Consider the following 26,063-nt stretch of genomic DNA (forward strand, 5'->3'; position numbering starts at 1 on the left):
CTACTCCGTTTATATGCGCACCAATGCGCTTCTTGTTCGCTTCAGGCCGACCAAAGCCCGAAAAGCAAATGAAACCGCCACGGCATGCCCTGCCGGGCGGTTTTTTGGGAACGGCGGTCCTATACGTCAAAGCGGGCTGGCGCGCAACACCCCGTACCGAGCAACACTGTACTCAGCAACACTGCACTCAGGGGAGACGGAACAGCACCGGCAATATGCCGGACTGCTGGGCGCCGTCGATCAGTTCGAAAGCCGGCAAGGCAACCAGGAAGACCAGACCGTCCAGCAGCGTGGTTCGCAACAGGCGCGGCTTGAAGCCGCCGGTGTCGCCTTCCTGGTACAGCGACAGCTTCGGAAAAAAGCGCGGCACTTGCGCCAGGTAGGCCTGGTATGGCGCGCCGAGAACCTCCTTGAGGAATTTCTCCTCGCGCAGGATAACGATGTAAAAGGCACCAGCGCAGAGCGCTGCAAAGCCGATCGTGGCGGTGATCGAGCCGATCTGTGCGCCGACACCGGCGGCAGCTAAAGTAGAGAAGACATAGAGCGGGTTGCGGGTGATCGAATAGGGGCCGCCGGTCACCACTTCGGAGGATTTGCGACCGCCGATATAGAGCGTCGACCACAAGCGTCCGACGATGCCGAGAAAGATCAGCACGACGCCAACCATTTCGATCGTTTCATGCACAGGCGTATCGGGCGGAAAAACCGACTGCCCGAACAAAAGCATCGCGAACAGGACGACGACGACGACGGCAAGCACCACCCTGCGCGTGTGCTGGTAGCTGCCCAGCCCATATTTGGCTTCCGAATGCTTGACGTCATTGACCATGTCGGGAATCCGATCGTCGAGGGAACCAGAGCGTCTTTGTTCTCGCCGGCGATCGCAGCGTCTGGCCAAGAAAACAGGCGCCCCGCCGATCGCCGGGACGCCTTGCAACATGATTCAGGCGGATTTTATGCACGTCGCCCAAAAGTGCGCAGCGGTTTTGCGACAACGACATGCACAAAACAGAACCAAAGCGCAACGCGCTTTAGCGGGGCGCCAGCACCATCATCATCTGGCGGCCTTCGAGCTTCGGTTCGGCTTCGACCTTGGCGATGGGCGCCACTTCCTCGCGAACCTTGTTCAGAAGCTGCATGCCGAGTTCCATATGCGCCATCTCGCGACCGCGGAAGCGCAATGTCAGCTTGACCTTGTCGCCTTCCTCGAAAAAGCGCCGGACAGCCTTCATCTTGGTCTCGTAGTCGTGGCTGTCGATGTTCGGGCGCATCTTGATCTCCTTGATCTCGATGACCTTCTGGTTCTTGCGCGCCTCGGCCGCCTTCTTCTGGTTGGCGTATTTCAGCTTGCCGAGATCAAGGATCTTTACGACGGGCGGCACTGCATTGGGCGATATCTCGACCAGGTCGAGCCCAGCCTCTTCGGCGAGCAGCAATGCGTCGTTGATGGAGACATCGCCGCGGTTCTGGCCTTCGGCGTCGATTAGCTGGACCCGGGGAACCCGGATGTCACGGTTGGAGCGCGGGCCTTCCTTGGTGGGCGCCGCTGCTTTGAAAGGTCTGCGAATGGTCGTGGTCTCCTTGAGCCGTTTCGTTAAGGGGTTCTTCAATTCAGAATTGCGAACGCGCAATGTGGTGAGCGCGCGGTCGGAGTCAATAGCACAGCATTCTCAGGAAATCACCTGCCCGATGAATGCTCCTCTGCACCAAGCGAAGAAAGTAGCAGAGCACTTTTCGTTGAACCCCCGCTTGTGCCAAAAGACCGGCGTGAGGGAATACACGATGAGCACCACCCCGATCTTCCTGGACGTCGACGGGACGAGCATCGCCGTCAGGCATGCGGCAGGTGCCGAGCCCGGCATCGTCTGGCTTGGCGGCTACAAGTCCGACATGCTGGGCACCAAGGCTGAAACGTTGTCGGAATGGACGCGCAAAGAAGACCTCGCCTTCCTGCGGCACGATTATTCCGGCCACGGCGAATCGAGTGGTGCCTTTGCCGACGGCACCATCTCGAAATGGCTGGGCGAGAGCCTGGCGGTTTTCCGCCGTTTCACCCGGGGCAGGCAAATCCTGGTCGGTTCGTCGATGGGCGCCTGGATCGCGCTGCGCATGATGCAGGAGTTGCGCAAGGCGGGCGAGAACAGCGTCGCCGGCCTTGTGCTGCTGGCGCCGGCGCCCGATTTCACGTTCGAACTGGTGGAGCCGGTGCTGACCGGGGCGCAGAAGCGCGACCTCAGGAAAAAGGGCTTCTTCGAAGAGCCGTCGGACTATTCCGCCGAACCGTACATCTACACGCGCGCACTGATCGAGGACGGCCGCAACAACCGGGTGATGACCGGGCCGATCGACACGCACTGTCCGGTCCACATCCTGCAAGGCCTGGCCGATCCCGACGTGCCGTCGAGCCATGCGTTGAAGCTGGTCAGCCTGCTGCCGGCCGACGACGTCACGCTGTCGCTCATCCCCGACGGCGACCACCGCCTGTCGCGACCGCAGGATCTCGACATGCTGGTGCGGGCGGTGGACGCTATGGTGCGGCAGGCGGGATAGAGGCATGCGCATTTCCATTCCGGTGTCCGCCTTCGTCGCGGCGATCGTCGGCTTCGGCGGTACGCTGGCCATCGTCATTGCCGCCGCCAAGGCGGTCGGCGCAACGCAGGTCGAGACCGCAAGCTGGGTGACGGCGCTTTGCCTGGCGATGGCGATCGAGAGCCTGTGGCTGTCCTGGCGCACAAAAATGCCAGTCATCACCGCATGGTCGACGCCAGGCGTGGCGCTGATCGCCGCGTCGACCGGCTTTTCGATGGGTGAGGCGGTTGGCGCCTTCGTCGTCACCGCGGTCCTGCTGATCGCCACAGGCCTGTTCGGGCCCTTGACCAAGCTGATCGCCAGAATACCGGCGTCCGTCGCGTCCGGAATGCTGGCCGGCATCGTCGTCACCTTCGCCATCAATGCGGTCAAGACCGTTCCCGTCGACCCCTGGCTGATCCTGCCGCTGGTTGCGGCGTTCTTCGTCATCCGCCTGTTCAACCCGGCGCTGTCGGTGCTGCTGGTGCTGATCGGCGGCGGTCTCGCCGCCTTCCTCACCGGCCGGGTCGGCGGTCTGCCGGCACCGGAACTCTCGAGCTTGACGCTGGTGATGCCGCAGTTCACCGCCACTGCAATCATCGGCCTCGCCTTGCCGCTCTACCTCGTCACCATGGCCTCGCAGAACCTGTCCGGCCTCGCCGTGCTGAGGGCAGCCGGCTATCATCCCGAACCCGGGCCGCTGATCGGCGTCACGGGCCTGTTTTCGCTGCTGACGGCGCCGTTCGGCGCCTCGACCACCAATCTGGCGGCAATCTCGGCGGCGATCTGCACCGGGCCCGACGTGCATCCCGATCCGGCCGAGCGCTGGAAGACCGGACCGTTCTATGCGTTGGCCTATCTCGTCTTTGCCCTGTTCGGCGCCTCGCTGGTGGCGATCTTCGCCGTATTGCCGCAGAGCCTGATCGCGCTGGTCGCCGGCCTAGCGCTGATGGCGCCGCTCGCCAATGCATTGTCGATCGCCTTGAAAGACGAGGACGAGCGGATGGCCGCCACGGTCACCTTCGCCGTCACCGCATCGGGGCTGACGCTGTTCGGCGTCGGCGCGGCGTTCTGGGGGCTGATTGCCGGATTAGTCGTGCTTTTCCTCGAAAATCTCAAAAAGCGATAATCATTTCAGCCGCTTGTCCGGTTTTGGCTATCGCTGTCTTGAATCGCCGTTTTCTCCATCCCATTTCGATTCAACGCAGCCGGATTTGGCTGTCTCCAACTGAAGGATTGGGAGAAATGAACACATCTGCATTGATCCGTCCGGCCTGGACGCCGGCGACCATCGCGTTGATGGTGATCGGGTTCATGGTGTTCTGGCCGCTCGGCTTGGCCATGCTCGCCTACATCATCTGGGGCGACCGGCTCGACGGCTTCAAGCGTGACGTCAACCGCGCCACCGACGGCATCTTCGCCGGCTGCCGCCGCGGTTCCGACAAGGCCGCGCGCTGGGGTCATGGCTCCGCCCGCACCGGCAACGTCGCTTTCGATGACTGGCGCGAAAAGGAACTCGAGCGGCTTGCCGAGGAACGCCGCAAGCTCGACGAGATGCTGAGCGAGTTCGACGAATATGCCCGCGAGTTGCGCCGCGCCAAGGATCAGGAAGAGTTCGATCGCTTCATGGCCAATCGCAACAAGTCGACGTCCCCCACGACCGGGTCGGCGACGAACAACAAACCCAGCGGCAACTCGACGCCAGGCCTGCTCGACGAGTAAGGTCCCGTGCGCGGATAGATAATCCAACGGCGTCGCGTCAGCGGCGCCGTTTCTTTTTTGTTCTAGTCGTTTCCCTCGAATCACGTATCGTCCCGGAATGTCCTTCGGCTTCTTTCGCACCCCGACGAAACCCAAGCCCACGCCCGTCGTGGAGCGCGAGCATTGCGTTGCCGGCCGCACGCTGCCGCTCAAGATCGTCGAGAACGACCGGGCGCGGCGCCTGACGCTGCGCATCGATTCGGGCGGCCGTGGTCTGCGCATCACCGTGCCGCCGGGGCTGCGGCGCGGCGAGGTGGAAAAATTCCTCGACCGCCATCAGGACTGGCTGGAGCAAAGGCTGGCCAAAGTGCCCAACCGGCCGCAGGTGCGGCCCGGCATCAAGATACCGGTGCGCGGCGTGCCGCATCGCATCGTCCACGAACCGTCGAAGCGCGGCACCGTCACGCTGTCGCGTGACGAGCGCGGGCCGCTGATGATCGTGCATGGCGAGCGCGTGCATCTGCCGCGCCGCATCGCTGATTTCCTCAAGCGCGAAGCCAAGCGCGAGATCGAGGCGCTGGTGACCAAGCATAGCGCGGCGATCGGCAAACGGGCCAAGGCGATCCGCTTCAAGGATACGTCGAGCCGCTGGGGGTCGTGCACGTCGGACGGCAATCTGTCGTTTTCCTGGCGCATCATGATGGCGCCACGGCCGGTGATAAACTACCTCGTCGCGCACGAGGTGGCGCATCTCAAGGAGATGAACCACGGCCCTAAATTCTGGAAGTTATGCGAGCAGCTTTGCCCGGATACCGAGCGCTGCAAGGATTGGCTCAAGCGCAATGGCGGCGCGCTGCAGGCGATCGCGTTCGAGTAGTTGTCCGATCAATCGTCATTTGCCGCGTTCAACTCCTCCGGCCGCAACCCCTCATCGACATGGCGGGGCCAGGGCAGAAAATCCTTCTCGAAGGTCTCGTTGCTGAAATAAGCCAGCGCCCGGTGCGCCTCGGCTCCGTTGAAAGCCGCCTTGTCCATCAAATGAGCGATGACTTCATGGGCCTGCGCCAGCTTTTGCCTGAGTTCCGCGACGGTCTTTTCCGGCATGATCTTTGTTCTCCCGCCTTTGTGCCTGAGCAAGTAGCGTTGCGCTCTTATATCAGCAAGGTAGCGCGTTCCGCTCTTACATTAGCAAGGTAGCGCGTTCCGCGCTGGCGGCAAACAGGATGCTTTTTCTCGACTCTTTGGCCGTTTCGTGCCAATCCCGCGCCATGGCGCTCGACATCAAGATATGCGGGTTGAAGACCGACAAGGCTCTGGCTGCGGCATTGGCCGGCGGCGCCAGCCATGTCGGCTTCATTTTCTTTGCCAAAAGCCCGCGCTATGTCGAGCCGGCGGAAGCCGGCCGCCTGCGCGAAGCGGCGCGCGGCAAGGCCAAGGCGGTTGCGGTGACGGTCGACGCCAGCGACGTGTTCCTGGATGAGATCGTCGACAACATGCAGCCCGACATGCTGCAGCTTCACGGCGCCGAAACCCCTGGGCGGGTGGCCGAAGTGAAAGCGCGCTACGGCTTGCCGGTGATGAAGGCGCTGCCGGTCGGCGAGGCTGCCGATCTCGCGCGGGTCAAACCCTTCATCGGCACTGCCGACCGCTTCCTGTTCGACGCCAAGCCGCCTAAGGGTTCGGAATTGCCGGGCGGCAACGGCCTTGCCTTCGACTGGCGCGTTCTGGCCGGCCTTGACGCTGGCGTCGATTACATGCTTTCCGGTGGGCTCAATGCCGGCAATATCGGCGACGCCCTTCGGCTGGCGAACCCGCCCGGAATAGATGTTTCCTCGGGCGTGGAGAGCGCGCCCGGCGTCAAGGAACCGGCGCTGATCGAACAATTTTTCCGCGCCGTCGGGGCAGCACGCGACAACCGCGCCGCCTGACCACGCTTCAAACCTCAGACCAGGAGATCGGCGATGGACAAGCCGGCGATACCGAATTCCTTCCGCACCGGCCCCGATGAGCAGGGCATGTTCGGCATTTTTGGCGGTCGTTTCGTTGCCGAAACGCTGATGCCGCTGATCCTCGAGCTGGAGCGGCACTGGAACGAGGTCAAGAACGACCCGGATTTCAAGGCCGAACTGACCGATCTCTCGACGCATTACGCCGGGCGGCCGTCGAAGCTCTATTTCGCCGAAGGCCTGACCAGGCATCTTCGTGAGGTCTCCTTGGCAAAGGGCCTCGGGGGCGGCGCAAAGGTCTATTTCAAGCGCGAGGACCTGAACCACACCGGCTCGCACAAGATCAACAACTGCCTCGGCCAGATCCTGCTCGCCAAGCGCATGGGCAAGACGAGGATCATCGCAGAGACCGGTGCCGGCCAGCATGGCGTCGCTTCCGCCACGGTCGCGGCGCGCTTCGGGCTTCCTTGTATCGTCTATATGGGCGCGACCGATGTCGCCCGGCAAAGCCCCAACGTCTTTCGCATGAAGCTTCTGGGCGCCGAGGTGCGGCCGGTGACGGCCGGCCACGGCACGCTGAAGGACGCCATGAACGAGGCGCTGCGCGACTGGGTGACCAACGTCGAGGATACCTATTACCTGATCGGCACCGCCGCCGGCCCGCACCCCTATCCGGAGCTGGTGCGCGACTTCCAGTCGGTGATCGGCACCGAGGCGCGCGCCCAGATCCTCGAGCAGGAAGGCCGGCTGCCTGACACCATCATCGCTTGCGTCGGCGGCGGTTCCAACGCTATCGGCCTGTTCCATCCCTTCCTCGACGACAGTGGGGTGCGCATCATCGGCGTAGAAGCCGGAGGCCGCGGCCTCGACGGCATCGAGCATTGCGCCTCGATGAGTGCCGGCGCGCCCGGCGTGCTGCATGGCAACCGTACCTACCTCCTGCAGAACGCCGACGGCCAGATCATGGACGGCCACTCGATCTCGGCCGGCCTCGACTATCCCGGCGTCGGGCCGGAGCACTCATGGCTGCGCGATTCCGGCCGCGTCGACTACGTGCCGATCCTCGACAGCGAGGCGCTGGAGGCGTTCCAGTTGACGACACGCGTCGAGGGCATCATTCCTGCGCTTGAATCGGCCCATGCCATCGCACAGGCGGTGAAGATCGTGCCTGACATGGACAAGGACCAGATCGTCATCGTCAACCTGTCCGGCCGCGGCGACAAGGACGTGCATACGGTGGCCAATATGCTGGGCATGGAGATCTGATCATGGCCACCCGTATCGACCGCCGCATGGCAAAGCTGAAGGCCGAGGGCCGACCGGCACTCGTAACCTATTTCATGGGTGGCGACCCTGACTATGACACGTCGCTCTCGATCATGAAGGCGCTGCCCGGCGCCGGCAGCGACATCATCGAGCTCGGCATGCCGTTTTCCGATCCGATGGCCGACGGCCCGGCGATCCAGGCGGCCGGCCTGCGGGCGCTGAAGGGCGGCCAGACACTGGTCAAGACACTGAAGATGGCCTCGGAATTCCGCGCCGGCGACAGTGAAACGCCGATCGTCTTGATGGGCTATTACAATCCGATCTACATCTACGGCGTCGAGCGCTTCCTGAGCGACGCGCTGGCCAGCGGCATAGACGGGCTGATCGTCGTCGACCTGCCGCCGGAGATGGATGAGGAACTTTGTATCCCGGCACTCAAGGCCGGCATCAATTTCATCCGGCTGGCGACGCCGACCACCGACGACAAGCGCCTGCCCAAGGTGCTGCAGAACACCTCCGGCTTCGTCTATTATGTGTCGATGACCGGTATCACCGGTTCGGCGCTGGCCGACACCGGCAAGGTGGCGGCAGCTGTCAAGCGCATCAAGAGCCATACCGACCTGCCGGTCTGCGTCGGCTTCGGCGTCAAGACAGCAGAGCAGGCGCGCATCATCGGCGCGTCGGCCGACGGCGTCGTTGTCGGCACCGCGATTGTCAATGCCGTCGCCAACGTGCTCGGGCCGAAGGGCGAAAAGACCGCCGATCCGGCCGAGGCCGTCGCCACGCTGGTCAGCGGGCTTTCGCAAGGGGTTCGCGCGGCTCGCCTTGCTGCCGCCGAATAATCTTCCTACGTCTTCTTAAGGGACAGGAGCCGAAGCGATGAACTGGATCACCAATTACGTCCGCCCGAAGATCAATTCGATGCTCGGCCGCCGCACCGACATGCCGGAAAACCTGTGGATCAAGGATCCCGAGACCGGCGAAATGGTGTTCCATAAGGATCTGGAGCAGAACCAGTTCGTCATCCCGTCCTCCGGCCACCATATGAAGATATCGGCTAAGGAACGGCTGAAATTCTTCCTCGACGACGGCAAATACGAGACGCTGGAAAACCCCAAGGTCGTTCAGGATCCGCTCAAGTTCCGCGACGAGAAGCGCTACGTAGACCGGCTGAAGGATGCCAAGGCCAAGACCGGCATGGAAGACGCCATCATCAATGCGCTGGGCACGGTCGAAGGCGTTCCGGTGGTGGTGACGGTGCAGGATTTTGCCTTCATGGGCGGCTCGCTCGGCATGGCGGCCGGTGACGCCATCGTGCATGGTTTCGAGGTCGCCTTGCAGCGCAAGCGGCCGCTGATCCTGTTTGCGGCCTCCGGCGGCGCGCGTATGCAGGAAGGCATCCTGTCGCTGATGCAGTTGCCGCGGACCACGGTCGGCGTCGACAGGCTGAAGGAGGCCGGCCTGCCCTACATCGTCGTCCTGACCAACCCGACGACCGGTGGCGTCACCGCCTCCTACGCCATGCTGGGCGACGTGCACATTGCCGAACCAGGCGCGCTGATCGGCTTTGCCGGACCGCGTGTCATCGAGCAGACGATCAGGGAAAAACTGCCCGAAGGCTTCCAGCGCGCCGAATATCTGATGGAACACGGCATGGTCGACATGGTGGTGTCACGGCTGGAGATGCGCCAGACGATTGCGCGGCTGCTGAGAATGCTGCTCAAGCTGCCGGAGGAGCAAAAACCGCAGGAGCCGGAGATCCTGCCGCCGTCGTTGATTCCGGCCGAAGCCCGGCCGCACGCCTGACGCGACATCACGCGGCGCGAGCGGCTGTTGTGTGCCGTTGCGCACGCGCCTAGGATTCTCCCATGACCACGCTTGCCGCCGACCGCGAAATCGAGAGCCTGATGGCGCTTCATCCGAAGGGCTTCGACCTTTCGCTCGACCGCATTTCGCGGCTGCTCGAACGCCTCGGCAATCCGCAGGACCAGCTGCCGCCGGTCATCCACATCGCCGGCACCAACGGCAAGGGCTCCTGTGCCGCCTTTTCACGGGCGCTGCTCGAAGCAGCCGACTACCGCGTCCACGTCCACACTTCGCCACACTTAGTGAACTGGCACGAGCGCTACCGGCTGGCCGCCGATGGCGGCGGCAGGCTGGTTGACGACAAGGTCTTCGCCGAAGCCATCGCCCGGGTCGCCGAGGCCAATCAAGGCCAGAAGATCACCGTCTTCGAAATCCTCACCGCCGTCACCTTCCTCCTGTTTTCCGAACATCCGGCCGATGCCGTCATCCTTGAGGTCGGCCTCGGCGGCCGCTTCGACGCCACCAATGTCATCGCCGAGCCGGCCGTGTCGGTGATCATGCCGGTCTCGCTCGACCACGAAGCCTATCTCGGCGACCGCGTCGAGCTGATCGCCGCCGAAAAGGCCGGCATCATCAAGCGCGGGTGCCCGGTCGTCATCGGCGCGCAGGAAAGCGAGACGGCCCAGCAGGTGCTCATCGAAACCGCCGAACGGCTCGACTGCCCCGCCTTCGTCTATGGCCAGGATTTCCTTGCCTTTGAGGAAAACGGCCGCATGGTCTATCAGGACGAAGATGGATTGATGGACCTGCCGCCGCCGCGCCTGCCGGGGCGCCATCAATTCGCCAATGCAGCGGCGGCGATCGCGGCGGTCAAGGCGGCCGGCTTCGAGATCAGCCACCGCGCTGCCGAGAAGGCGATGGCGAATGTCGCCTGGCCGGGCCGCATGCAGAAGCTGCCGCAAGGCCGGCTGGCCGAACTGGCGCCGAAGGGCGCCGACATCTGGCTCGACGGCGGCCATAATCCCGGCGCCGGCGTGGTCGTCGCTGAGGCGCTGGCCGAGCAGGAGGAAAAGAACCCGCGGCCGCTGTTCCTGATCTCGGGCATGATCAACACCAAGGACCAGAGCGGCTATTTCCGGGCCTTCAAAGGGCTGGTGCGGCACGTCTACACCGTGCCGGTGAGCCTGAGCGACGCCGGCGTGCCGAACGACGAACTGGCGACCCGCGCCATTGAGGCAGGCTTGTCGGCCGAACCGGTTAGTTCCGTTGCAAGCGCACTGATGCTGCTGCGCGACACATGGGACGGACCGCCGCCGCGCATCCTGATCGGCGGATCGCTTTACCTGGCCGGCGCGGTACTGGCCGAAAACGGCACGCCGCCAACCTGAGGCGTGCGTTCGCCCGGGCCGCGATGACGCCACACCTGTCAGATCACCGCGAGGAGCCAGTCATGATCAAGGTAAAGCAGCTCGCACACGTTTGCATTTTCGCGAATGACCTGGAGATGACGCGAAGCTTCTATCGGGACGTCCTCCGCATGGACACTCAGTTCAATTTCCTGCGCGACGGGAAGATTTTCGGCTTCTACCTCAATTGCGGCAGCCGCAGCCACGTCGAGGTGTTCCAGAAAGACGGCGCAAGCTATAGCGACTTGAACCAGATCAACCACTTCTGCCTCGAAGTGGAAAACATCGACGCCGCGATCGCCCATCTGAGGTCAAAGGGGGTTGATGTCACTTCCAAGAAACGCGCGTGCGATGACACCTACCAGGCCTGGATCCGCGACCCCAACGGCGTGAAGATCGAACTGTTCGAATACACTGAGAAAAGCGCACAATTCCTCGGCGGCGATCGTATCGCGGATTGGTGAATAGCGCCGCGCCGGACAATTGTAGCGGCGCAGCCGGTGGTTGGTGGACTACTTCAGTTCGACCTCGATGAAGGCGAATTCGCCATCGTTTGCGCTGATGACGTCATGTTCGACGCCCTCATTGCGGAAATACGGCGCGCCCTTCTTCATTTCGGCAAAGGATTCGCCATCCTTGGTCAGGAGCTTCACCTTGCCGTCGGTCAACGGCACGATCACATAGTCGTGGCCATGGCGGTGCCAGCCGGTGTTGTCGCCCGGGGCGAAGCGGTATTCGGTGACAATGACTCGCTCATTGTCGATGAAGACGGTGGCCTTGGCGGATCCGGTCATATCGCTCCTCCTGCTTTAAGCCAGACAAGAGCATGAGACGGCAAGTGGCGAGTGCCAGATCTGCGGATCGGTGGCGCCACAAGAAAGCCCGGCGCGAGGCCGGGCTTTTCTGCAAAATTTTGATCGGATCAGGCGAGGCTGCCGTTGATCCAATGCGACAATGCCGTTTTCGGCGCAGCACCGACCTTCATGTCGGCGACTTCGCCGCCCTTGAAGATCATCAGCGTCGGGATCGAGCGCACGCCGAACCGCGCGGCCAGCTCAGGATTCTCGTCTATGTTGAGCTTGGCGATCTTTATCTTGCTGCCGAGTTCGATGGCGATGTCCTCGAGCGCCGGGGCGATCATCTTGCACGGGCCGCACCATTCCGCCCAGAAATCGACCACGACCGGCTCCTTGGCGTTGAGCACGTCGGCTTGGAAATTGCTCTTGTCGACCTTGACGGTGGCCATGCTGAGATCCTTTCGATTTGTTCGTCGCACCAAATGTGGTGGTGATCGCGTCCGTCTTCAAGCAAGTGTTGTGTCACGCTGCCGTGAGTCTAGCAAGCGCGTCGTCCATGGCCGCTGCCGGCAGATCGATCAGCCGCGGCGCCTCGGTGAACAGCAGCGCCGCCGAGACCTCCCGTCCCGGATAGAGCGGCTGAAGCAGCGCGCGATAGAGTGCGAGCTGCAGAACATAGGCTTGCGGCACTTCGGCGAGCGTAGCTGGCGCTGGCCGATTGGTCTTGTAGTCGACGATCGAAACCTTGTCCGGCGTTACTGCCAGCCGGTCGATCTTGCCGGAAATCGAGCGCAGTTTGCCCCTCACCTCCAGGCTGCCCATGATGGCGATTTCAGCGCGCGAGTCTGGCGCAAACAGCGGCGCGAAGCGGCTGTCGGCAAGAATTCTGAAAACGCCAGCCAGGGCCTTGTCGCGCTCGCCGTCGGGCCATGCCGCGCCGGCTGCCAGATAGCGTTCGGCGGCATCCTGGCGTGTCCCCTCGGCGATGCCGGGCAACATCTGCAGCAATTTGTGCAGCGCCAGCCCGCGCACGACGGCAAAGCCGGGCTCGGCGTCGGCATCCAGCACCGGCGAACGCCTGTCGGCTACCGCTTGCCGCGCCTCGTCGATCAGCACCGAGGCGCCGGACGGCGAGAGCGGCCGCGGCAATTCCTCGAAGGGCGGCAGAGGCTGGAACAGGGTTTCCGGCAATGGCGCAAAGCGTTCAGCCTGTCGTGCCTCATCCAGGGACGCCAGTGGCATGGGCGGCAGTTTCGTCACCTGGAAACGATGCACGGTCTCGCCAGTGGCGGGATGCCGGCGTTCTTCGCTCTCCGTGGCACCTACCAGTGCGCGGCTGACGATCGAATGCCAGGTGCCGGTATTCGGCGCCCGTTTGCCATGGTAGCCGCAGACGATCAGCCGATCCTCGGCGCGGGTCATGCCGACATAGAGCAGCCGGCGATATTCATCGTCGGCGAGCTCGCGGGCGCGGGCCGATGCGGCGCGTGAAAACCCATTGGCGACATCGCTGGCTGAACGCCAGAGATAACCCTTGCCTTCCCAGCAGTCGCCCGAGCCTTCGAACGGCATCAATCTCGGCAGATGCTGGTCGCTGAACGGCGCGGAGCCGCCATCGACAAGGAATACCACCGGCGCCTCCAGGCCTTTGGCGGCATGCACGGTCATGACGCGAACCTCGTCGCGGGTCTGGTCCATTTCGCGCTTGATCTCGGGGCCGGCGTTTTCCAACGTCGACAGGAAGGATTCCAGTCCCGGCAGGCCGGTCCGCTCCTCGGCCAGGCAGAAATTCAGGAATTCGTCGAGGATGTCGCCGGCCTCCGGCCCGAGCCGCGCGATCATCTTCTTGCGCAGGCCGTCGCGGGCGAGAGCTGCAGCATAGAATTCGAACACCGGCTTGAATGCGGCCTCGTTCGACCATGTGTCGAGCCGGCTGACGACGGCGGCCAACGCCTCGCTTTCGCCGGCATGCCGGCGCAGCGAGGCGATCAGCGAGACGCCCGACGGCCTCTCCGCAGCAAACGCGAAAAGCTGCTCTTCCGAGACATCGAAGATCGGGCTGCGCAGCACGGCGGCCAGCGACAGATCGTCCTCGGGCTGGATGAGGAAATGACCGAGTGCGATCAGGTCCTTCACCGCGATATGGCCAGGCAGGCTGAGCCGGTCGGCGCCGGCCACGGGGATGTCGCGGCGCTTCAACGCCCGTGTCAGGGCATGGACGAAGCGGTCGCGCTTGCGCACCAACACCAGCACGTCGCCGGGCCGGAGTTTCTTGCCACGCCCTTCGATGACCTCGCCGCCGCCGATCCAGCCGGCAATGGTCGCTGCAACGGTTTCGGCAACGCGCACCGCCGGTGCGTGGGCGTGATCCACCGCTTGCGTCCAGTCGTCCGGTTCGTCGACGGTGTCGGCGCCGAGCGAGGGCCAGACCTCGACATAGCCCGGCGCATCGTTGCGGATCGCCTTGTGGTCGAGCGGATCGGGATCGTGGCTGATGCCGCGCCGCACGTCCGGGTCGGCAAAGACACGATCCACCGCCGCAAGCACGTCGTCGGTCGAGCGAAACGACCAGGTCAGCTTGAGATCGGCGAAGGCGGCGGCGGCGGATCTTACTTTGCCGGCAAACAAAATCCGGCTGTCGGCAAAGGAGTCCGGGGCGGCTCCCTGGAAGGAATAGATCGACTGCTTTTCGTCGCCGACCGCAAAGATGGTGCGGTGGACGGCGTCGCGTGCGCCGAGTCCGGCAAAGAACTCCTCCGCCAGCCGCTTGACCACCTCCCACTGGTCGGGACTGGTGTCCTGCGCCTCGTCGAGGAGGATGTGGTCGATACCCTGGTCGAGCTTGTATTGCACCCATGGGCCGGCGTCGGGCCGCGCCAGTAGATGGACCGTGCGGGTGATCAGGTCGTTGAAGTCGAGGAAGCCGCGGGCGCGCTTCAATTGCTCGTAGCGGGCGATCAGCCAGTCGGCGATGGTCAGCGCCGCACGCGTGCCCTCCAGCATCCTGAACAAGGCCAGCCGGTCGGAGATTTCGAGAATGGCGTCGACCGCCGCCAGATATCGTTCAGCAAGATCGGGCAACCGGTCCAGCAATGCCCTTTTGAACGTCTTTGCCGGATCGTAAGGCTCGCCGTCGGCCCTCAGGAAAGCCTTGGAGAGCAAATTCAGGCGACGGACCGGATGCTCCTCGGCGAAGGCGAGACGGGCGTATGGCAGCATATTGTTCAGCGCCACGCGCGCATCGGCGGCCTCGGCCGCCCGCGAAAAGGTGACGAGATAATCCGGCAGGAAGCCGGGCAGCGGCCAGACGGAGGCGGCTATGCCTTCGGGCGTCTGGCCGGCGCGGAACTGAAACTCGTCGAACAGCGCCTGAAAACCATCGCCGCCGGCCGCGGCGATGAACGCACGCAAACCATCGCGCTTGCGCACGATCTCGGCCAGCAGTGCGTCGAGCCCATGTTCGCCGCCGCGCTCAAGCACGGTGGCGAAGGCCTCGGCCAATGCCGCATCGCCTGCAACGCCGCCCGAAATCATGTCGCGGCGGGCGGCGGCGAACAGCGAAGCCTCCATTTGCGGATCGAGCATTTCGAAATGCGCCGGGATATTGGCTTCCAGCGGGAACTGATGCAGCACCGATTCGCAGAAGGCGTGGATGGTCTGGATCTTCAGCCCGCCCGGTGTTTCCAGCGCCTCCGCAAACAACCGCCGCGCCCGGCGCATGGTTTCGCGGTCGGGCTGGCGGCCGTCCAGCGCCTCTATCCGTGTCGAGAGCTCGGCATCGCCCAAGGTCGTCCATTGCGACAGGGTGGAAAACACACGGTTCGACATGTTGGCGGCTGCGGCACGCGTATAGGTCAGGCACAGGATCTTGGACGGATCGGTGCCACGCAGCAAAAGCCGGATAACGCGCTGGGCGAGTACATGGGTCTTGCCGGATCCGGCGTTGGCCGACACCCAGGCGGAATTGCGCGGGTCGGACGCGCTTGCCTGGCTCGCGGCAGTGTCGCTTGGAATGGGGTAGGCCTTTTTCATGCCTCCCCTCCCTCGTCGTCGGCGTCGCCGCCGGCGGACCATTCGAGCACGCGGGCGAGATGGTCATAGTCGCCGTCGGTCTCGCCCTCGCGGAACGGCAGCGCCCGCGACAGATAGCCGGTCGCGGGGTCGGCGTAGTGGATCAGCAGTTTTTCCAGCCGCGCCCACGCTTCTTCGGCGAGATCGGCGGCGGTTCGCGGCTTGCGGTTGTATTCGAGGATGGATTCCTCGAACACTTCACCATTCGGCCTCAGCCGCACGAAGGCCAGTTGCGACGGCTCGCATGCGCCAAGCTCCTTGAAAGCGCCGCGCCTGAGCAGCGCGCCCTCCAGCGCCAGTTGCGGCGCGAGCAGCGTGTGCGCCTGTGCTTTGGATGGCGACGAGCCGGTCTTGTAGTCGAGGATGTCGGCCATTCCGCCAGCCAGCAGATCGATGCGATCGGCATAGCCGGACAGGGTTACGCCGGATCGGCCGACCCCGGTCTTTTCGGCGCGTTCCTCGGCGTGCCGCCGTGCCACGGCTGCGGCCCGGCCGCGCTCCCATTCGATGATGCCGGCGGCAAGCTTTTCGAAGCGTGGCCACCACACCGCCTCGACATCGGCGGGCAGCGCAGCCTCGGCAAAGCAGGAGCGGCCTGCGGCGATAAGCCCGTCCAGCGCCTCCGGCGCGCGCGGGTCGGCCACCCTCGCTGAGAAGAGGTGCAGAATTGCGTGAAACAGCGTGCCACGCTCGGCAGCGCCCGGATCGCGAATGACCGGATCGAGCGGCATCAGGCCGAGTATCCTTCTGGCATAGACCGCATAAGGATCGCGACGCAGCGTTTCGATCTCCGTGACCGAGAAGTGGTGCGGCCGTACGGTGAGCGGCGGTTTCGGCTGCGGCCGCGGCGCAAAGTCCTGCTTTTCGCCGGCATCGAGCACACGCGCCCAGGCAAGCAGTTCATCGCCGCGCCGGCGAAGTCCCGTAGCATGGTCCTCGCCGACGAAGGTAAGGATACGCTGCAGCCAGCGCGAGGGCACCGACGGTGCGTCGCCGGAACGGGCGGAGCGGGCCAGCACCAATTTCTTGGCGCCCATGGCCATCTGGAAATCATGGGCGGCAAGGCCGATGCGCCGCTCCGGCGGTTCAAGATCGATGCCGGTCTTCATCAGCCGCGACATGAAGCGGTCGCTCTCCGGCTTGCGCGGCCACACGCCTTCGTTGAGCCCGCCGACGACCAGCGTGTCGACATCCTGAAGCCGCGCTTCCAGCACACCCCAGATGGCGATGTTCCTGTCGGTGCCTTGCGCCGGCTTGACCATCTCGGGCGCGATCAGCGCCTCCATCACGTCAGGCCATTCGTCAGCCGCGAAGGAGAACGACACCGAGGCCGCGACCAGCCCGCGCAAGAGCTCGGCAAGCTTTTCGCCGGCATCGCCGGCATAGAGTTCGCTCAGGCTGCCGTCGGCGGCGCGTCCGAGGCTTTCGAGCGCAACGACGCTGGCACGCACAAGCGTGGCAAGATCGGCATTTTCCTCGCCGCGAAAAGCAACCAGCGGCGCCAGCGCAGCCGCTAGCCGGATCAGCAGCTCGCGCGCCTGTTCGATGCGCCTGACCGAGAGGCGCGATCGCCAGAAAGGCGGGCGGCGATTGCCGCCGCCGTCGAATTCGAGGAGCCGCGTGCCGAAGAGCTGCGGCAGCGACGCGACGTCCGGACGCCCGGTGCCACCGCGCAGCGCCACGAGTTCGACGATTTCGGCCGCATGGCGCACGCTTGCCCGCTCTCGGCCGAGGCCAAGCAGCGGATGCTTGAGCAGCGACAGCAAGGCGACCGGGTCGCCCGGCCGGAAGGCTGCCTGAAGCGCCAGCCTGAGCAGGCTGGCGGCTGGCGTGTTGATGAGCGGCGTGCCCCCGGAATCGTCGGCGGCGACGCCGAAGCGCAACAGCTCGACCGAGACGCGCCGCGCCAGCGCGCGATCGCCGGTGACCAGCGCGGCGCGCTGGCCGGGCCGTTCGACGGCCTGTTTGAGCGCGACGGCGATCGCCACGGCCTCATCGCGTTCGCTGGCGGCTTCGAGAAGCGTCACGTCAGCGAAGGCCTCGGCAACATCACCGGCCGTAAAGCGGGCGCGCGTCTCGGCCCAGAGCTCGGTAGTCTCCGCCGGGCGAAGCGCTTCGCCGCCGAGTGCGGCGCGCAATGCAAGCGGCCGCGGCGCAACAGCAAGGTCCTCGACGTCGGCGCGCCGCACGCCGATCTTGCCGATCAACTTTGCCAGGCCGTATTGCGGGTGGCCAAGCAGGGCCGGGCGCGCACCGAGTGCACTGATGGCGGCAAAGGACGGCTCGTCCAGTGTCCGGTCGAGCCCAGGCAGCACAACGGCGCCATTGGGCAGACCGGCGATCACGGCAAGCAGCTCGGCCGTGGCTGGGATCGATCCTGTGGAGCCGGCGGCGATCACCGGCCCGGCCGGCGGATTGCGCCTGAGCCGCGCTGCCTCCAGCCTTATCAGGGCATTGCGATGCGCGGCGGGATTGGAGCGATGGCGTTCCTCGAGCAGCTTCGGCCAGTTCTCGGTCACGATGCTCAGGAAATCGAGCGTCACCTGCCACCAGCCTGCGAGATTGCCGGTCACAAGGTCGGCGAGCCTCGCCCAATCCGTGCCCTCGGTCTCGATCTCGTCCATCAGCCGCGCCAGGTCGCGCGCCAGCCAGAGGGCGTCGGCGGCGGAGGCCGGGATGACGATCTCCTCGTCGAACAATGCGGCGACATGTGCCGGCAGGCGGCGTTTCCACGCTCGCACCAGCGGCGCAAGCAGCAGCAGGCGCTCTACCGCGGCGATCGGCGGCGCAAGGTCGATGGCGGCCGAAGCTCCTGCCTCGAAGGCCGCTTCATCTTCGTCGAACTCGCCAAGCGGGCGGATGACCGGCAGGATCGCCGAGCGACTTCCGGAGCGCGAGAGAGCATCGACGAAGACGCCGCGAAGCGCCCGCGCCGCACGGCGCGTCGGCACATAGATGGTGAGATCGGCCAGCATCAGCGGATCGCCATCATAGGCAAAGCCGGGAACCAGGCGCCCTGCAAGCAGCGCCTCGGCCAGCGTCGGCAGGAACGGCGCTCCGGGCGGAATCGAGAAAACGCGGCGGGAGCCGCTCATTTCGACTCGGTAAGAGCGCCGGGTGCCTCAGCAACAGCATTGGGCGTGCCGGCAAGCGCGGCGGCGACCGCTGCTTCCGCCCGCGGGATCGCGTCAGGTGTGCCGACAGTGATCCAGTGACCCTGCATCTTCATGCCGAACAGGCGGCCGGCGGCGATTGCCGCATCGAAATAGGCGTTGAGCGACAGCGGGCCGGCCGGCGCATTCTTGAAGATGCGCGGATGGACGATTGCGGCGCCGGCATAGATCAGGCCGGCCGGATCGTTGTTCGCACGCCGCAAGGCGCCATCCGGCGCCATCAGGAAATCGGTGCCGCCGCTATGTCCGGTTGCCGACTGGAGATCCGCAAGCATCAGCAGAATGTCCCTTGTCGCGCCCTCCCATGCAAGGGCAAGACGCCTGAGATTGGAAAAGCCGCTGTCTATCCAGAAGGTGTCCGCGTTAAGCACATAGAAGGGCGCCCCTAACCAGGGCAATGCCTTGACGATGCCGCCGGCAGAGTCGAGCAAGCCGCTGCTCTCATCCGAAATGACGATTCTCGGCGCATTGCGGCGGGCTACATGGTCCACGATCTGTTTCGGCAGGTAGTGGACGTTGACGACGGCCTTGGCGACGCCGGCTTCGGCCAGGCAATCCAGCCCCCAGTCGAGCAATGTCTTGCCGGCGATCTTGACCAGCGGCTTCGGCATGGTGTCGGTGATCGGCCGCATGCGCTTGCCGAGCCCGGCGGCGAGCACCATGGCGGTCGTTGGCATCGGTCCCTCGTCCGACACCGCCAGGCCTGAATCCTTAGCCGTCAAATCGAGCGTTCCTCCAGCAAGCCGTGGGCGATGTAGAAATCCTGCAGCCCGGCCAGCGCCGGATGCGCCAGCGCCCGGCGAAGATAGTCGCGGATGCGCGGCAGATGCTTCAGATAATAAGGCTTGCCGTCGCGTTTTTCGAGCCGCACGAAGATGCCGAGTACCTTGGAATTGCGCTGTGCGGCCATGATTGCATAGGTTTCGAGGAATTCGTCCTCGTCGAAGACGCCGGCAGCGCGCCGCGCGGCGATATAGGCGGCGAGCGTGTGCTTTTCGATTTCAGGTGAAATGGTGACGCGCGCGTCCATGGCGAGCGAGGCGACGTCGTAGGCGGACGGTCCGATCAGCGCATCCTGGACATCGACGACGCCGAGGCGGTCATGACCGGAACGGTCAGCGCGCCAGATCAGGTTGGGCGAATGGAAGTCGCGCAACATAAGCGTGTATTCGCGCCCCTCGAGCCGATCGAGCACCGCATTCCATTCGCTGCGGTAGCCGGCGCGCAGCGCCTCGCTTGGCGGAGCGCCTGAAATCGCCGGGACATACCAGTCGACCAGCAATTCGGCCTCGATCATCATGGCGTCGCGGTCGAAAGGCGGCACCTCGTGGAAGACGCCGGGGCCGGCCTGTATGCGGGCCGGCCATGTTTTGCCGTGCATCATGGCAAGCAGTTCGGCCGCCGCCGCATAACGCGCGGCCACCGGCTGGCCGCGCTTGTCGAGGAAGCCTTGGGAACCGAGATGCTCCAGCAGAAGAAAACCCTGCTCGAGATCCTGGGCATGGATTTCCGGGACGCTGACACCGCCGGCCCGCAAGGCCCGGTCGATGGCGACGAATGCCGAAACGGATTGCGCCGTGTGGGCGATCTCGGCATAGGGTTTGCCGTCGCGGATTGGCGGTCCGAGCACCAGTCTTGGCGAGTTCATCAGCACGCGCGGCGGAAATCCGGCGAGCGTGACGATCTCGTAGGAGCGAGCCGAGGCATCACCAATGAAATATCGCCGCTGCGCTTCGCCCCAACCGGCCTGCCCGAGAAAATCGCGCATTGCCAGCGATCGCGCCGCGCGCTCGAAGGCGGCGCCCTCCCCCGACAGTCTCGCCAGTCGGCCGTCGCCCTGCTGGAGAAGTTCGACCAGCACCGAGGTTTTCGGCAAATATGCCTCTGCCCGCTCCGGCCATTCAACCAGCGCAGCCGCTTGCGTCAGCGCCTCGTCGAAGCCCAGCTCGTCCAGCTCGGATGCCGTGCCCAAGCGGTAGAGATCGAAATGATGGACCGGCACACGCGTGTCGTAGCTCTGGACCAGCGTGAAGGTCGGGCTCGGCACGTCTAGGCCGGCATCGTCGGCCAGCGCCCTGATCAGCGCCCGTGCCAAGGTCGATTTGCCGGCGCCGAGATCGCCCTTGAGAGCGAGCACGTCGCCAATGCGCAGCGACATGGCAAGATCCTCGCCGAGCCTTGCCGTCGCAGCCTCGTCGGCGAGAAAACGCTCCAGCACCAATACCGCCATCGACCGCGCTACTCGGCCGCCGCACGGATGCCCGACGGCGTGTCGGGAAAGGCGCAAACAACTGTCGTGCCCTTATCCCTGCCGGTCTCGATGCGGACGCTGCCGCCATGGAGTTCGACAAAGCTCTTGACGATCGACAGGCCGAGCCCGGCGCCACGGCGGCGGCCGCCATTGGTGCGCGGCTCGAAGCGCCGGAACACTGACTCAAGCAGGTCCGGCGGCATGCCGGGGCCGTCATCGTGAACGGAAAATTCCACGCCGTCGGCAAGCTGGCGGCAGGCGAGCGTTATGGTACTCGCCTCCGGCGCGTAATTGGCGGCATTGCTGAGCAGATTGTAGAGTATCTGGCGGACGCGGATCTCGTCGCCGTGGAAGGTCTTCGGCGCGGCAGCCGCGTCGATCCTAAGCTTGATCGCATGTTCCTCCAGCCGATCGGCGACCAGTTCGGCGGCGGCTGTGATGGTTCGATTGATGTGAACTTCGGAAATGTCGAGTTCCATGATGCCGGCATCCACCGTCGCCAGATCGAGGATGTCGTTGACGATGGTGAGCAGGACCGAGGAGGACGAGCCGACATGCCCGATATATTCGCGTTGCTTCTGGTTCAACGGACCAGTCGACGGCAGTGAAAGAAGCTCGGTAAAGCCGATGATGTTGGTGAGTGGCGAGCGCAGCTCATAGGAGACGTGCTGCACGAATTCGTTCTTGATTTGGTCGGACTTTTGCAGCGCCTCATTCTTGTCCTTCAGCGCCCGCTCGACATTGACGCTGTCGGTAACGTCGACGAAGGTCATCATCACCTGGCCGTTGGGCAAAGGGATGACGGCGTAGCGCAAAACGGTGCCGTTGTTCAATTCGGTCTGGCCGTGGCGGTCGCGGCGCTCGTCGTCGAAGCCTGTGATGGCGGCAACGAACCCGCCCCACGGACTGTCGACGGCACGGCGGTCGCAAAGTTCGCGGATCGTCGAGACATGGACGTTGGGTTTTGAGGCATCGGCATCCAGCCCCCACAGTGCCGCGAAGGCCGGGTTGGACAATCTCAGCCTGCCGTCGGGGCCGAACACAGCGACGCCTTCGGCAAGGTTGTCGAGCGTCTCACCCTGGACCCGCACAGCGGTCTGATAGCGGCTTTCAAGGTCCATCTTCTCGGTCAGGTTCTCAAACACCCAGGTGACGCCGCCCTTGGGCTGCGGATTGGCGACGACGCGAATGGTTTTGCCGTCCGGCAGATGCCACCAATGCTCCTGCGATTCAACCGCGCGGTAGGCGCCGAGCAGGCTCTCTTTCCAGCGCCGCCATTCGGGCTGCTCGGCGATCTTGCCTTCGCTGCGCAGGCGGTCGAGCAGCAAGGCGTTATCCGGCGCGCTGTGCAGGAAGCCGCTGTCGAGGCCCCATAGTTTCTGGAACGCCTGATTGAAAAACCGCAATTTCTCGTCGGTATCGAAAATCGCCACGGCGGTGTTGAGCTGATCGAGCGTGTCGGCGTGGCTCTGCACGGTCCGCTCATATTCGGCGCGAATGGCCTCGATGGCGCTGATGTCGCAGGCAAGACCAGCCGAACCATCCGCCCCGGCAAAATCGGTCACGGCAAACATACGGCGGTCGCCTTCGATCACCGTGGAGAGCGTCTGTTCGAAGACGGGGTGCGACTTGTGCTGCTCAGCGATCGTGTCGCGCGCCTGGCCTCCGAGGAATTCCTTGCCGTCACGAACCGCCGCTTCGGCATTCTCGGCCTCGACCGCTTCGGCATAGGCGCGGTTGACCCATTTCAGCCGCCCGTCGACAGTACGCAGCCATGACGGCATCTTGAGCGCATCCAGAAGACCGATCAGCGTCTCATGGTCGGCGGCCAAGCGCTGGTTCTCGATCTTCAGCCTGGCCTGGCTTCGCTGTGTCTCCGAAAGCGAGACGAAGCGAACCAGCACATGCGCCGCACTCTTGCGGCCGTGAACCTCGAGCGGCTGGCCGGCCTGCGATTCGATGACCAGATCGAACGGCTTTGCCTTGTCCCGCAGTGATGCGACGGCATGTTCGAGTGCGGCCGCCGAACGCGGCATAAGCCAGCGGCCGAAAGCCAGGAAGGCCGCCCGGTCCTCCGGCGCGCCGCTCTCGAGCGGCAATGTCCCGACAAGCTCGGGCTTCTTGTTTTCGGCCGCCCATACGACCACGCGCTGATCGCGGGAATGGAGCAGCGCCTCGGAGCGCTGCAGCGCGGCATTGACGTCGGCGATACGGGTCCTGAGCTCGGCATTTTCCGCCGCGGTGCGCGCCCGTTCGCGGATCAGAAAGATGGCCGACAGCAATGCCGCCCCCATGACGCCGACGAACATGGCGAGTTGCATGACCTCGACCGTGCTGACTGACAGCCCGGCCTTTTGCGCCACGCGGGTTTGCGCATGTGCAGCAAAGCCAAGCAGCGGACCAACCAGCGCGGAAGAAGCAAGCAGCACCCCGACACGGGTGCCGGCACGCCACAAAAGGCTGCCGCCTCTGGCAGCGGAGCCCGTGATCGAATCGTTATGGCCGCCGGAAACGGCCTGTCCCGCGCAAGGCGGGTTATCCCCCGGCATGTCTTGGTCCTCTTCGCCGCCTGAATGCAAGACCGCCCTGATGCGTGCGCCCGGGCCTCGTCCCCGGACCGCGAATCAGCACCATAGCGCTTGCGCGAATCGGCGTGAAGAATCAATCAGCGCAAAAATAAAGCCGGGCGAAAAGTCAATCGCCCGGCTTCAATATCTAGTGGCAAGTTTCGCCGTGGTTAATAGCGGTAGTGTTCCGGCTTGAACGGTCCCTGCGGAGTGACGCCGATGTAGGCGGCCTGTTCGCCAGACAGTTCGGTCAGGCGGGCACCGAGCTTGTCGAGATGCAGGCGCGCGACCTTTTCGTCGAGATGCTTCGGCAGGACATAGACCCGGTTCTCGTACTGGCCGGGCTTGGTGTACAGCTCGATCTGGGCCAACACCTGGTTGGTGAAGGACGCCGACATGACGAAGCTCGGGTGGCCGGTGGCGTTGCCGAGGTTGAGCAGGCGGCCTTCCGACAAAAGGATCATCCGCTTGCCGTCCGGGAAGGTGATCATATCGACCTGAGGCTTGATGTTGGTCCATTTCAGGTTGCGCAGCGAGGCAACCTGGATCTCGTTGTCGAAGTGACCGATGTTGCCGACGATCACCATGTCCTTCATCAGGCGCATGTGGTCGAGGGTAACGACGTCCTTGTTGCCGGTGGTGGTGATGACGATGTCGGCCGTCGGCGCCGCGTCTTCGAGCGTGACCACCTCGAAACCGTCCATCGCCGCCTGCAGCGCGCAGATCGGATCGACCTCCGTGACCTTGACGCGGGCGCCAGCGCCCTTGAGCGAAGCCGACGAGCCCTTGCCGACGTCGCCATAGCCGCAGACGACCGCGACCTTGCCGGCCATCATCGTGTCGGTGCCGCGGCGAATGCCGTCGACAAGCGATTCCTTGCAGCCATATTTGTTGTCGAATTTCGACTTGGTGACGGAATCATTGACGTTGATTGCCGGGAACGGCAGCAGGCCTTTTTTCTGCAACTGATAGAGCCGGTTGACGCCGGTCGTCGTCTCTTCGGTGACGCCGCGGATCGCTTCCTTCTGCCTGGTGAAGAAGCCGGGTGATGCCTGCATGCGCTTCTTGATCTGGGCAAACAGGATCTCTTCCTCTTCGCTGCCCGGATTGGACAGCACATCCTCGCCGGCCTCGGCGCGGGCGCCGATCAGGATGTACATGGTGGCATCGCCACCGTCGTCGAGGATCATGTTGGAGGTGCCGCCATCGGCCCACTGGAAGATCTTGTCGGTGTAGACCCAATAATCCTCCAGCGTCTCACCCTTGACGGCAAACACCGGAATTCCGGCCTCGGCAATGGCCGCGGCGGCGTGGTCCTGGGTCGAGAAGATGTTGCAGGAAGCCCAGCGGATATCGGCGCCGAGCGCCTTCAGCGTTTCGATCAGCACCGCCGTCTGGATGGTCATGTGCAGCGAGCCGGTGATGCGCGCGCCCTTGAGCGGCTTCTTGTCGCCGAATTCCTCGCGGCAGGCCATCAGGCCCGGCATTTCGGTTTCGGCGATCTCGATCTCCTTGCGGCCCCAGCCGGCAAGCGCGATGTCTGCGACCACATAGTCCTTGCTACCCGTCATGGCAGTGCTCCGATGCGAATTGATTGCGGGACGCGCCCGCCCCGAAAGCGTGTCGGAGGGCGCGAGTTGCCGGCCTGACTAGCAGATCGAGAGTTGGACGACAATGGGATATAAAGAAATCTTTATCCGTGCATGTCTTCGGAAGCGATCAGCACGTCAGCATTCCTCGCCAAAACGGGAAGCAACCAGTTGCTCCAGCGCATCGATGACCTCTTCGGCCTCCGGGCCGGTGGCGGTGACGCGGATCGAATAACCGGGACTCGCCGCCAGCATCATCAGGCCCATGATCGAGGTGCCGCCGACCTTGACGCCGTCCTTCTCGACCTGGACCGTGGCATTGAAGCCGCTGGCAATTTGAACGAACTTGGCCGAGGCGCGCGCATGCAGGCCGCGCTGGTTGACGATCGGAAAGTCGCGCACGATCTTGTCCTTTTCCGGCAACAGCGCGCTCATTTGCTGCTCAGGAGTTGACTGGCGACATTGATGTATTTGCGGCCGGCAGCCTGCGCTTCATCCAGCGCTGCCGTCATGTTGTCGCCTTTGCGAACGCTGGACAGCTTGATCAGCATCGGCAGGTTCATGCCGGCAATGACCTCGATGCGGCCGGATTCCATCACGGAAATGGCGAGGTTGGAGGGCGTGCCGCCGAACATGTCGGTCAAAACGATGACGCCTGATCCCGTATCGACGCGGCCGACTGCGTCGATAATGTCGCGGCGGCGCTGTTCCATATCATCGTCGGCACCGATCGCCACGGTCTCGAAATTGTCTTGTGGCCCAACGACGTGTTCCACGGCATTGCGGAACTCGGCGGCCAGTTGACCGTGCGTTACAAGCACGAGTCCGATCATTCTTTGGTGGCTCCCGTCATCGCCGCTTCACAGGCGCATTTTATGCTCGCCGACCGTTCCAGGCGGCGGGAGCGCTATCTTGTCGACGC

At 64.1% G+C, this 26,063-nt stretch carries 23 protein-coding genes; 10 read left to right on the top strand and 13 right to left on the bottom strand.

What is annotated here, in order from left to right:
• Positions 1-187: 187 nt before the first annotated feature.
• Positions 188-829 (bottom strand): methyltransferase family protein, encoded by a 642-nt coding sequence (locus NKH83_RS22455; RefSeq protein ID WP_352807537.1) that lies wholly within the window; start codon positions 827-829, stop codon positions 188-190.
• A 202-nt stretch (positions 830-1,031) separates the two neighbouring features.
• The gene (gene infC / locus NKH83_RS22460) at positions 1,032-1,568 is read right to left on the bottom strand and encodes a translation initiation factor IF-3 (RefSeq protein ID WP_023677573.1); all 537 of its coding nucleotides are present in this window, start codon (positions 1,566-1,568) and stop codon (positions 1,032-1,034) included.
• 214 nt (positions 1,569-1,782) lie between these two features.
• On the opposite strand from infC, the gene NKH83_RS22465 reads away from it, so the two are divergent.
• The 4 genes from NKH83_RS22465 (at position 1,783) to NKH83_RS22480 (ending at position 5,146) form a co-directional block, all read left to right on the top strand.
• Complete coding sequence (locus tag NKH83_RS22465) at positions 1,783-2,550, top strand: alpha/beta hydrolase (RefSeq protein ID WP_352807538.1); 768 nt, start codon at positions 1,783-1,785, stop codon at positions 2,548-2,550.
• A 4-nt stretch (positions 2,551-2,554) separates the two neighbouring features.
• A complete protein-coding gene (locus NKH83_RS22470; protein ID WP_352480205.1) occupies positions 2,555-3,697 on the top strand; it encodes a benzoate/H(+) symporter BenE family transporter in 1,143 nt (380 codons plus the stop codon).
• A 116-nt stretch (positions 3,698-3,813) separates the two neighbouring features.
• Positions 3,814-4,290, top strand: coding sequence for a DUF2852 domain-containing protein (locus NKH83_RS22475; RefSeq protein WP_352800744.1), 477 nt, complete (start codon positions 3,814-3,816; stop codon positions 4,288-4,290).
• A gap of 97 nt (positions 4,291-4,387) precedes the next feature.
• Positions 4,388-5,146: a M48 family metallopeptidase gene (locus NKH83_RS22480; RefSeq protein ID WP_254815956.1), complete on the top strand. Its 759-nt coding sequence runs from the start codon at positions 4,388-4,390 to the stop codon at positions 5,144-5,146.
• A gap of 8 nt (positions 5,147-5,154) precedes the next feature.
• Here the strand turns inward: NKH83_RS22480 and NKH83_RS22485 are convergent, their stop codons facing one another.
• Entirely contained in the window at positions 5,155-5,373 is a 219-nt protein-coding gene (locus NKH83_RS22485; protein WP_254815955.1) for a hypothetical protein, read from the bottom strand.
• Between the two features lie 164 nt (positions 5,374-5,537).
• Between NKH83_RS22485 and NKH83_RS22490 the strand changes: the two genes are divergently transcribed.
• The 6 genes from NKH83_RS22490 to NKH83_RS22515 all read left to right on the top strand — a co-directional run bounded on the left by NKH83_RS22490 (position 5,538) and on the right by NKH83_RS22515 (position 11,157).
• On the top strand, positions 5,538-6,197 hold the full coding sequence (locus tag NKH83_RS22490; RefSeq protein WP_352807574.1) for a phosphoribosylanthranilate isomerase: 660 nt from the start codon (positions 5,538-5,540) through the stop codon (positions 6,195-6,197).
• A 33-nt stretch (positions 6,198-6,230) separates the two neighbouring features.
• Positions 6,231-7,481 carry a tryptophan synthase subunit beta gene (gene trpB, locus NKH83_RS22495; protein WP_254815954.1) on the top strand — a complete coding sequence of 417 codons (1,251 nt, stop codon included), beginning with the start codon at positions 6,231-6,233 and terminating at the stop codon, positions 7,479-7,481.
• A gap of 2 nt (positions 7,482-7,483) precedes the next feature.
• On the top strand, positions 7,484-8,323 hold the full coding sequence (gene trpA / locus NKH83_RS22500; RefSeq protein WP_352480201.1) for a tryptophan synthase subunit alpha: 840 nt from the start codon (positions 7,484-7,486) through the stop codon (positions 8,321-8,323).
• 37 nt (positions 8,324-8,360) lie between these two features.
• Entirely contained in the window at positions 8,361-9,287 is a 927-nt protein-coding gene (gene accD / locus NKH83_RS22505; protein WP_352650188.1) for an acetyl-CoA carboxylase, carboxyltransferase subunit beta, read from the top strand.
• 62 nt (positions 9,288-9,349) lie between these two features.
• Positions 9,350-10,675, top strand: coding sequence for a bifunctional folylpolyglutamate synthase/dihydrofolate synthase (locus NKH83_RS22510; protein ID WP_352807542.1), 1,326 nt, complete (start codon positions 9,350-9,352; stop codon positions 10,673-10,675).
• A 62-nt stretch (positions 10,676-10,737) separates the two neighbouring features.
• Positions 10,738-11,157 carry a VOC family protein gene (locus NKH83_RS22515; RefSeq protein ID WP_352807543.1) on the top strand — a complete coding sequence of 140 codons (420 nt, stop codon included), beginning with the start codon at positions 10,738-10,740 and terminating at the stop codon, positions 11,155-11,157.
• A 48-nt stretch (positions 11,158-11,205) separates the two neighbouring features.
• On the opposite strand, the gene NKH83_RS22520 is transcribed toward NKH83_RS22515, so the two are convergent.
• From NKH83_RS22520 to NKH83_RS22565, 10 genes are all read right to left on the bottom strand, one after another.
• Complete coding sequence (locus NKH83_RS22520; RefSeq protein ID WP_023718287.1) at positions 11,206-11,487, bottom strand: cupin domain-containing protein; 282 nt, start codon at positions 11,485-11,487, stop codon at positions 11,206-11,208.
• A gap of 128 nt (positions 11,488-11,615) precedes the next feature.
• Positions 11,616-11,939 carry a thioredoxin gene (gene trxA / locus NKH83_RS22525; RefSeq protein ID WP_352663466.1) on the bottom strand — a complete coding sequence of 108 codons (324 nt, stop codon included), beginning with the start codon at positions 11,937-11,939 and terminating at the stop codon, positions 11,616-11,618.
• Positions 11,940-12,012: 73 nt separating this feature from the next.
• Positions 12,013-15,522, bottom strand: coding sequence for a double-strand break repair helicase AddA (gene addA, locus NKH83_RS22530; protein WP_352807546.1), 3,510 nt, complete (start codon positions 15,520-15,522; stop codon positions 12,013-12,015).
• Positions 15,519-18,656, bottom strand: a complete 3,138-nt coding sequence (gene addB, locus NKH83_RS22535; protein WP_352807548.1) for a double-strand break repair protein AddB — start codon at positions 18,654-18,656, stop codon at positions 15,519-15,521. Before addB ends, addA begins: the two co-directional genes overlap by 4 nt.
• Positions 18,653-19,411, bottom strand: a complete 759-nt coding sequence (locus NKH83_RS22540) for a nucleotidyltransferase family protein (RefSeq protein WP_352480195.1) — start codon at positions 19,409-19,411, stop codon at positions 18,653-18,655. Before NKH83_RS22540 ends, addB begins: the two co-directional genes overlap by 4 nt.
• Positions 19,412-19,452: 41 nt before the next feature.
• Positions 19,453-20,964, bottom strand: a complete 1,512-nt coding sequence (tsaE, locus tag NKH83_RS22545; protein WP_352480194.1) for a tRNA (adenosine(37)-N6)-threonylcarbamoyltransferase complex ATPase subunit type 1 TsaE — start codon at positions 20,962-20,964, stop codon at positions 19,453-19,455.
• A gap of 8 nt (positions 20,965-20,972) precedes the next feature.
• Positions 20,973-23,534, bottom strand: coding sequence for a sensor histidine kinase (locus NKH83_RS22550; protein ID WP_352480193.1), 2,562 nt, complete (start codon positions 23,532-23,534; stop codon positions 20,973-20,975).
• Between the two features lie 188 nt (positions 23,535-23,722).
• Positions 23,723-25,123 carry an adenosylhomocysteinase gene (gene ahcY, locus NKH83_RS22555; protein WP_352480192.1) on the bottom strand — a complete coding sequence of 467 codons (1,401 nt, stop codon included), beginning with the start codon at positions 25,121-25,123 and terminating at the stop codon, positions 23,723-23,725.
• A 156-nt stretch (positions 25,124-25,279) separates the two neighbouring features.
• Positions 25,280-25,576, bottom strand: coding sequence for an HPr family phosphocarrier protein (locus tag NKH83_RS22560; RefSeq protein ID WP_023677551.1), 297 nt, complete (start codon positions 25,574-25,576; stop codon positions 25,280-25,282).
• On the bottom strand, positions 25,573-25,974 hold the full coding sequence (locus NKH83_RS22565) for a PTS sugar transporter subunit IIA (protein ID WP_254815942.1): 402 nt from the start codon (positions 25,972-25,974) through the stop codon (positions 25,573-25,575). The genes NKH83_RS22560 and NKH83_RS22565 overlap by 4 nt, the downstream gene beginning before the upstream one ends.
• Between the last annotated feature and the right edge of the window lie 89 nt (positions 25,975-26,063).

Origin of the sequence: Mesorhizobium sp. M0909, from assembly GCF_040319515.1 — a bacterium.
Classification (GTDB): Bacteria; Pseudomonadota; Alphaproteobacteria; order Rhizobiales; family Rhizobiaceae; genus Mesorhizobium.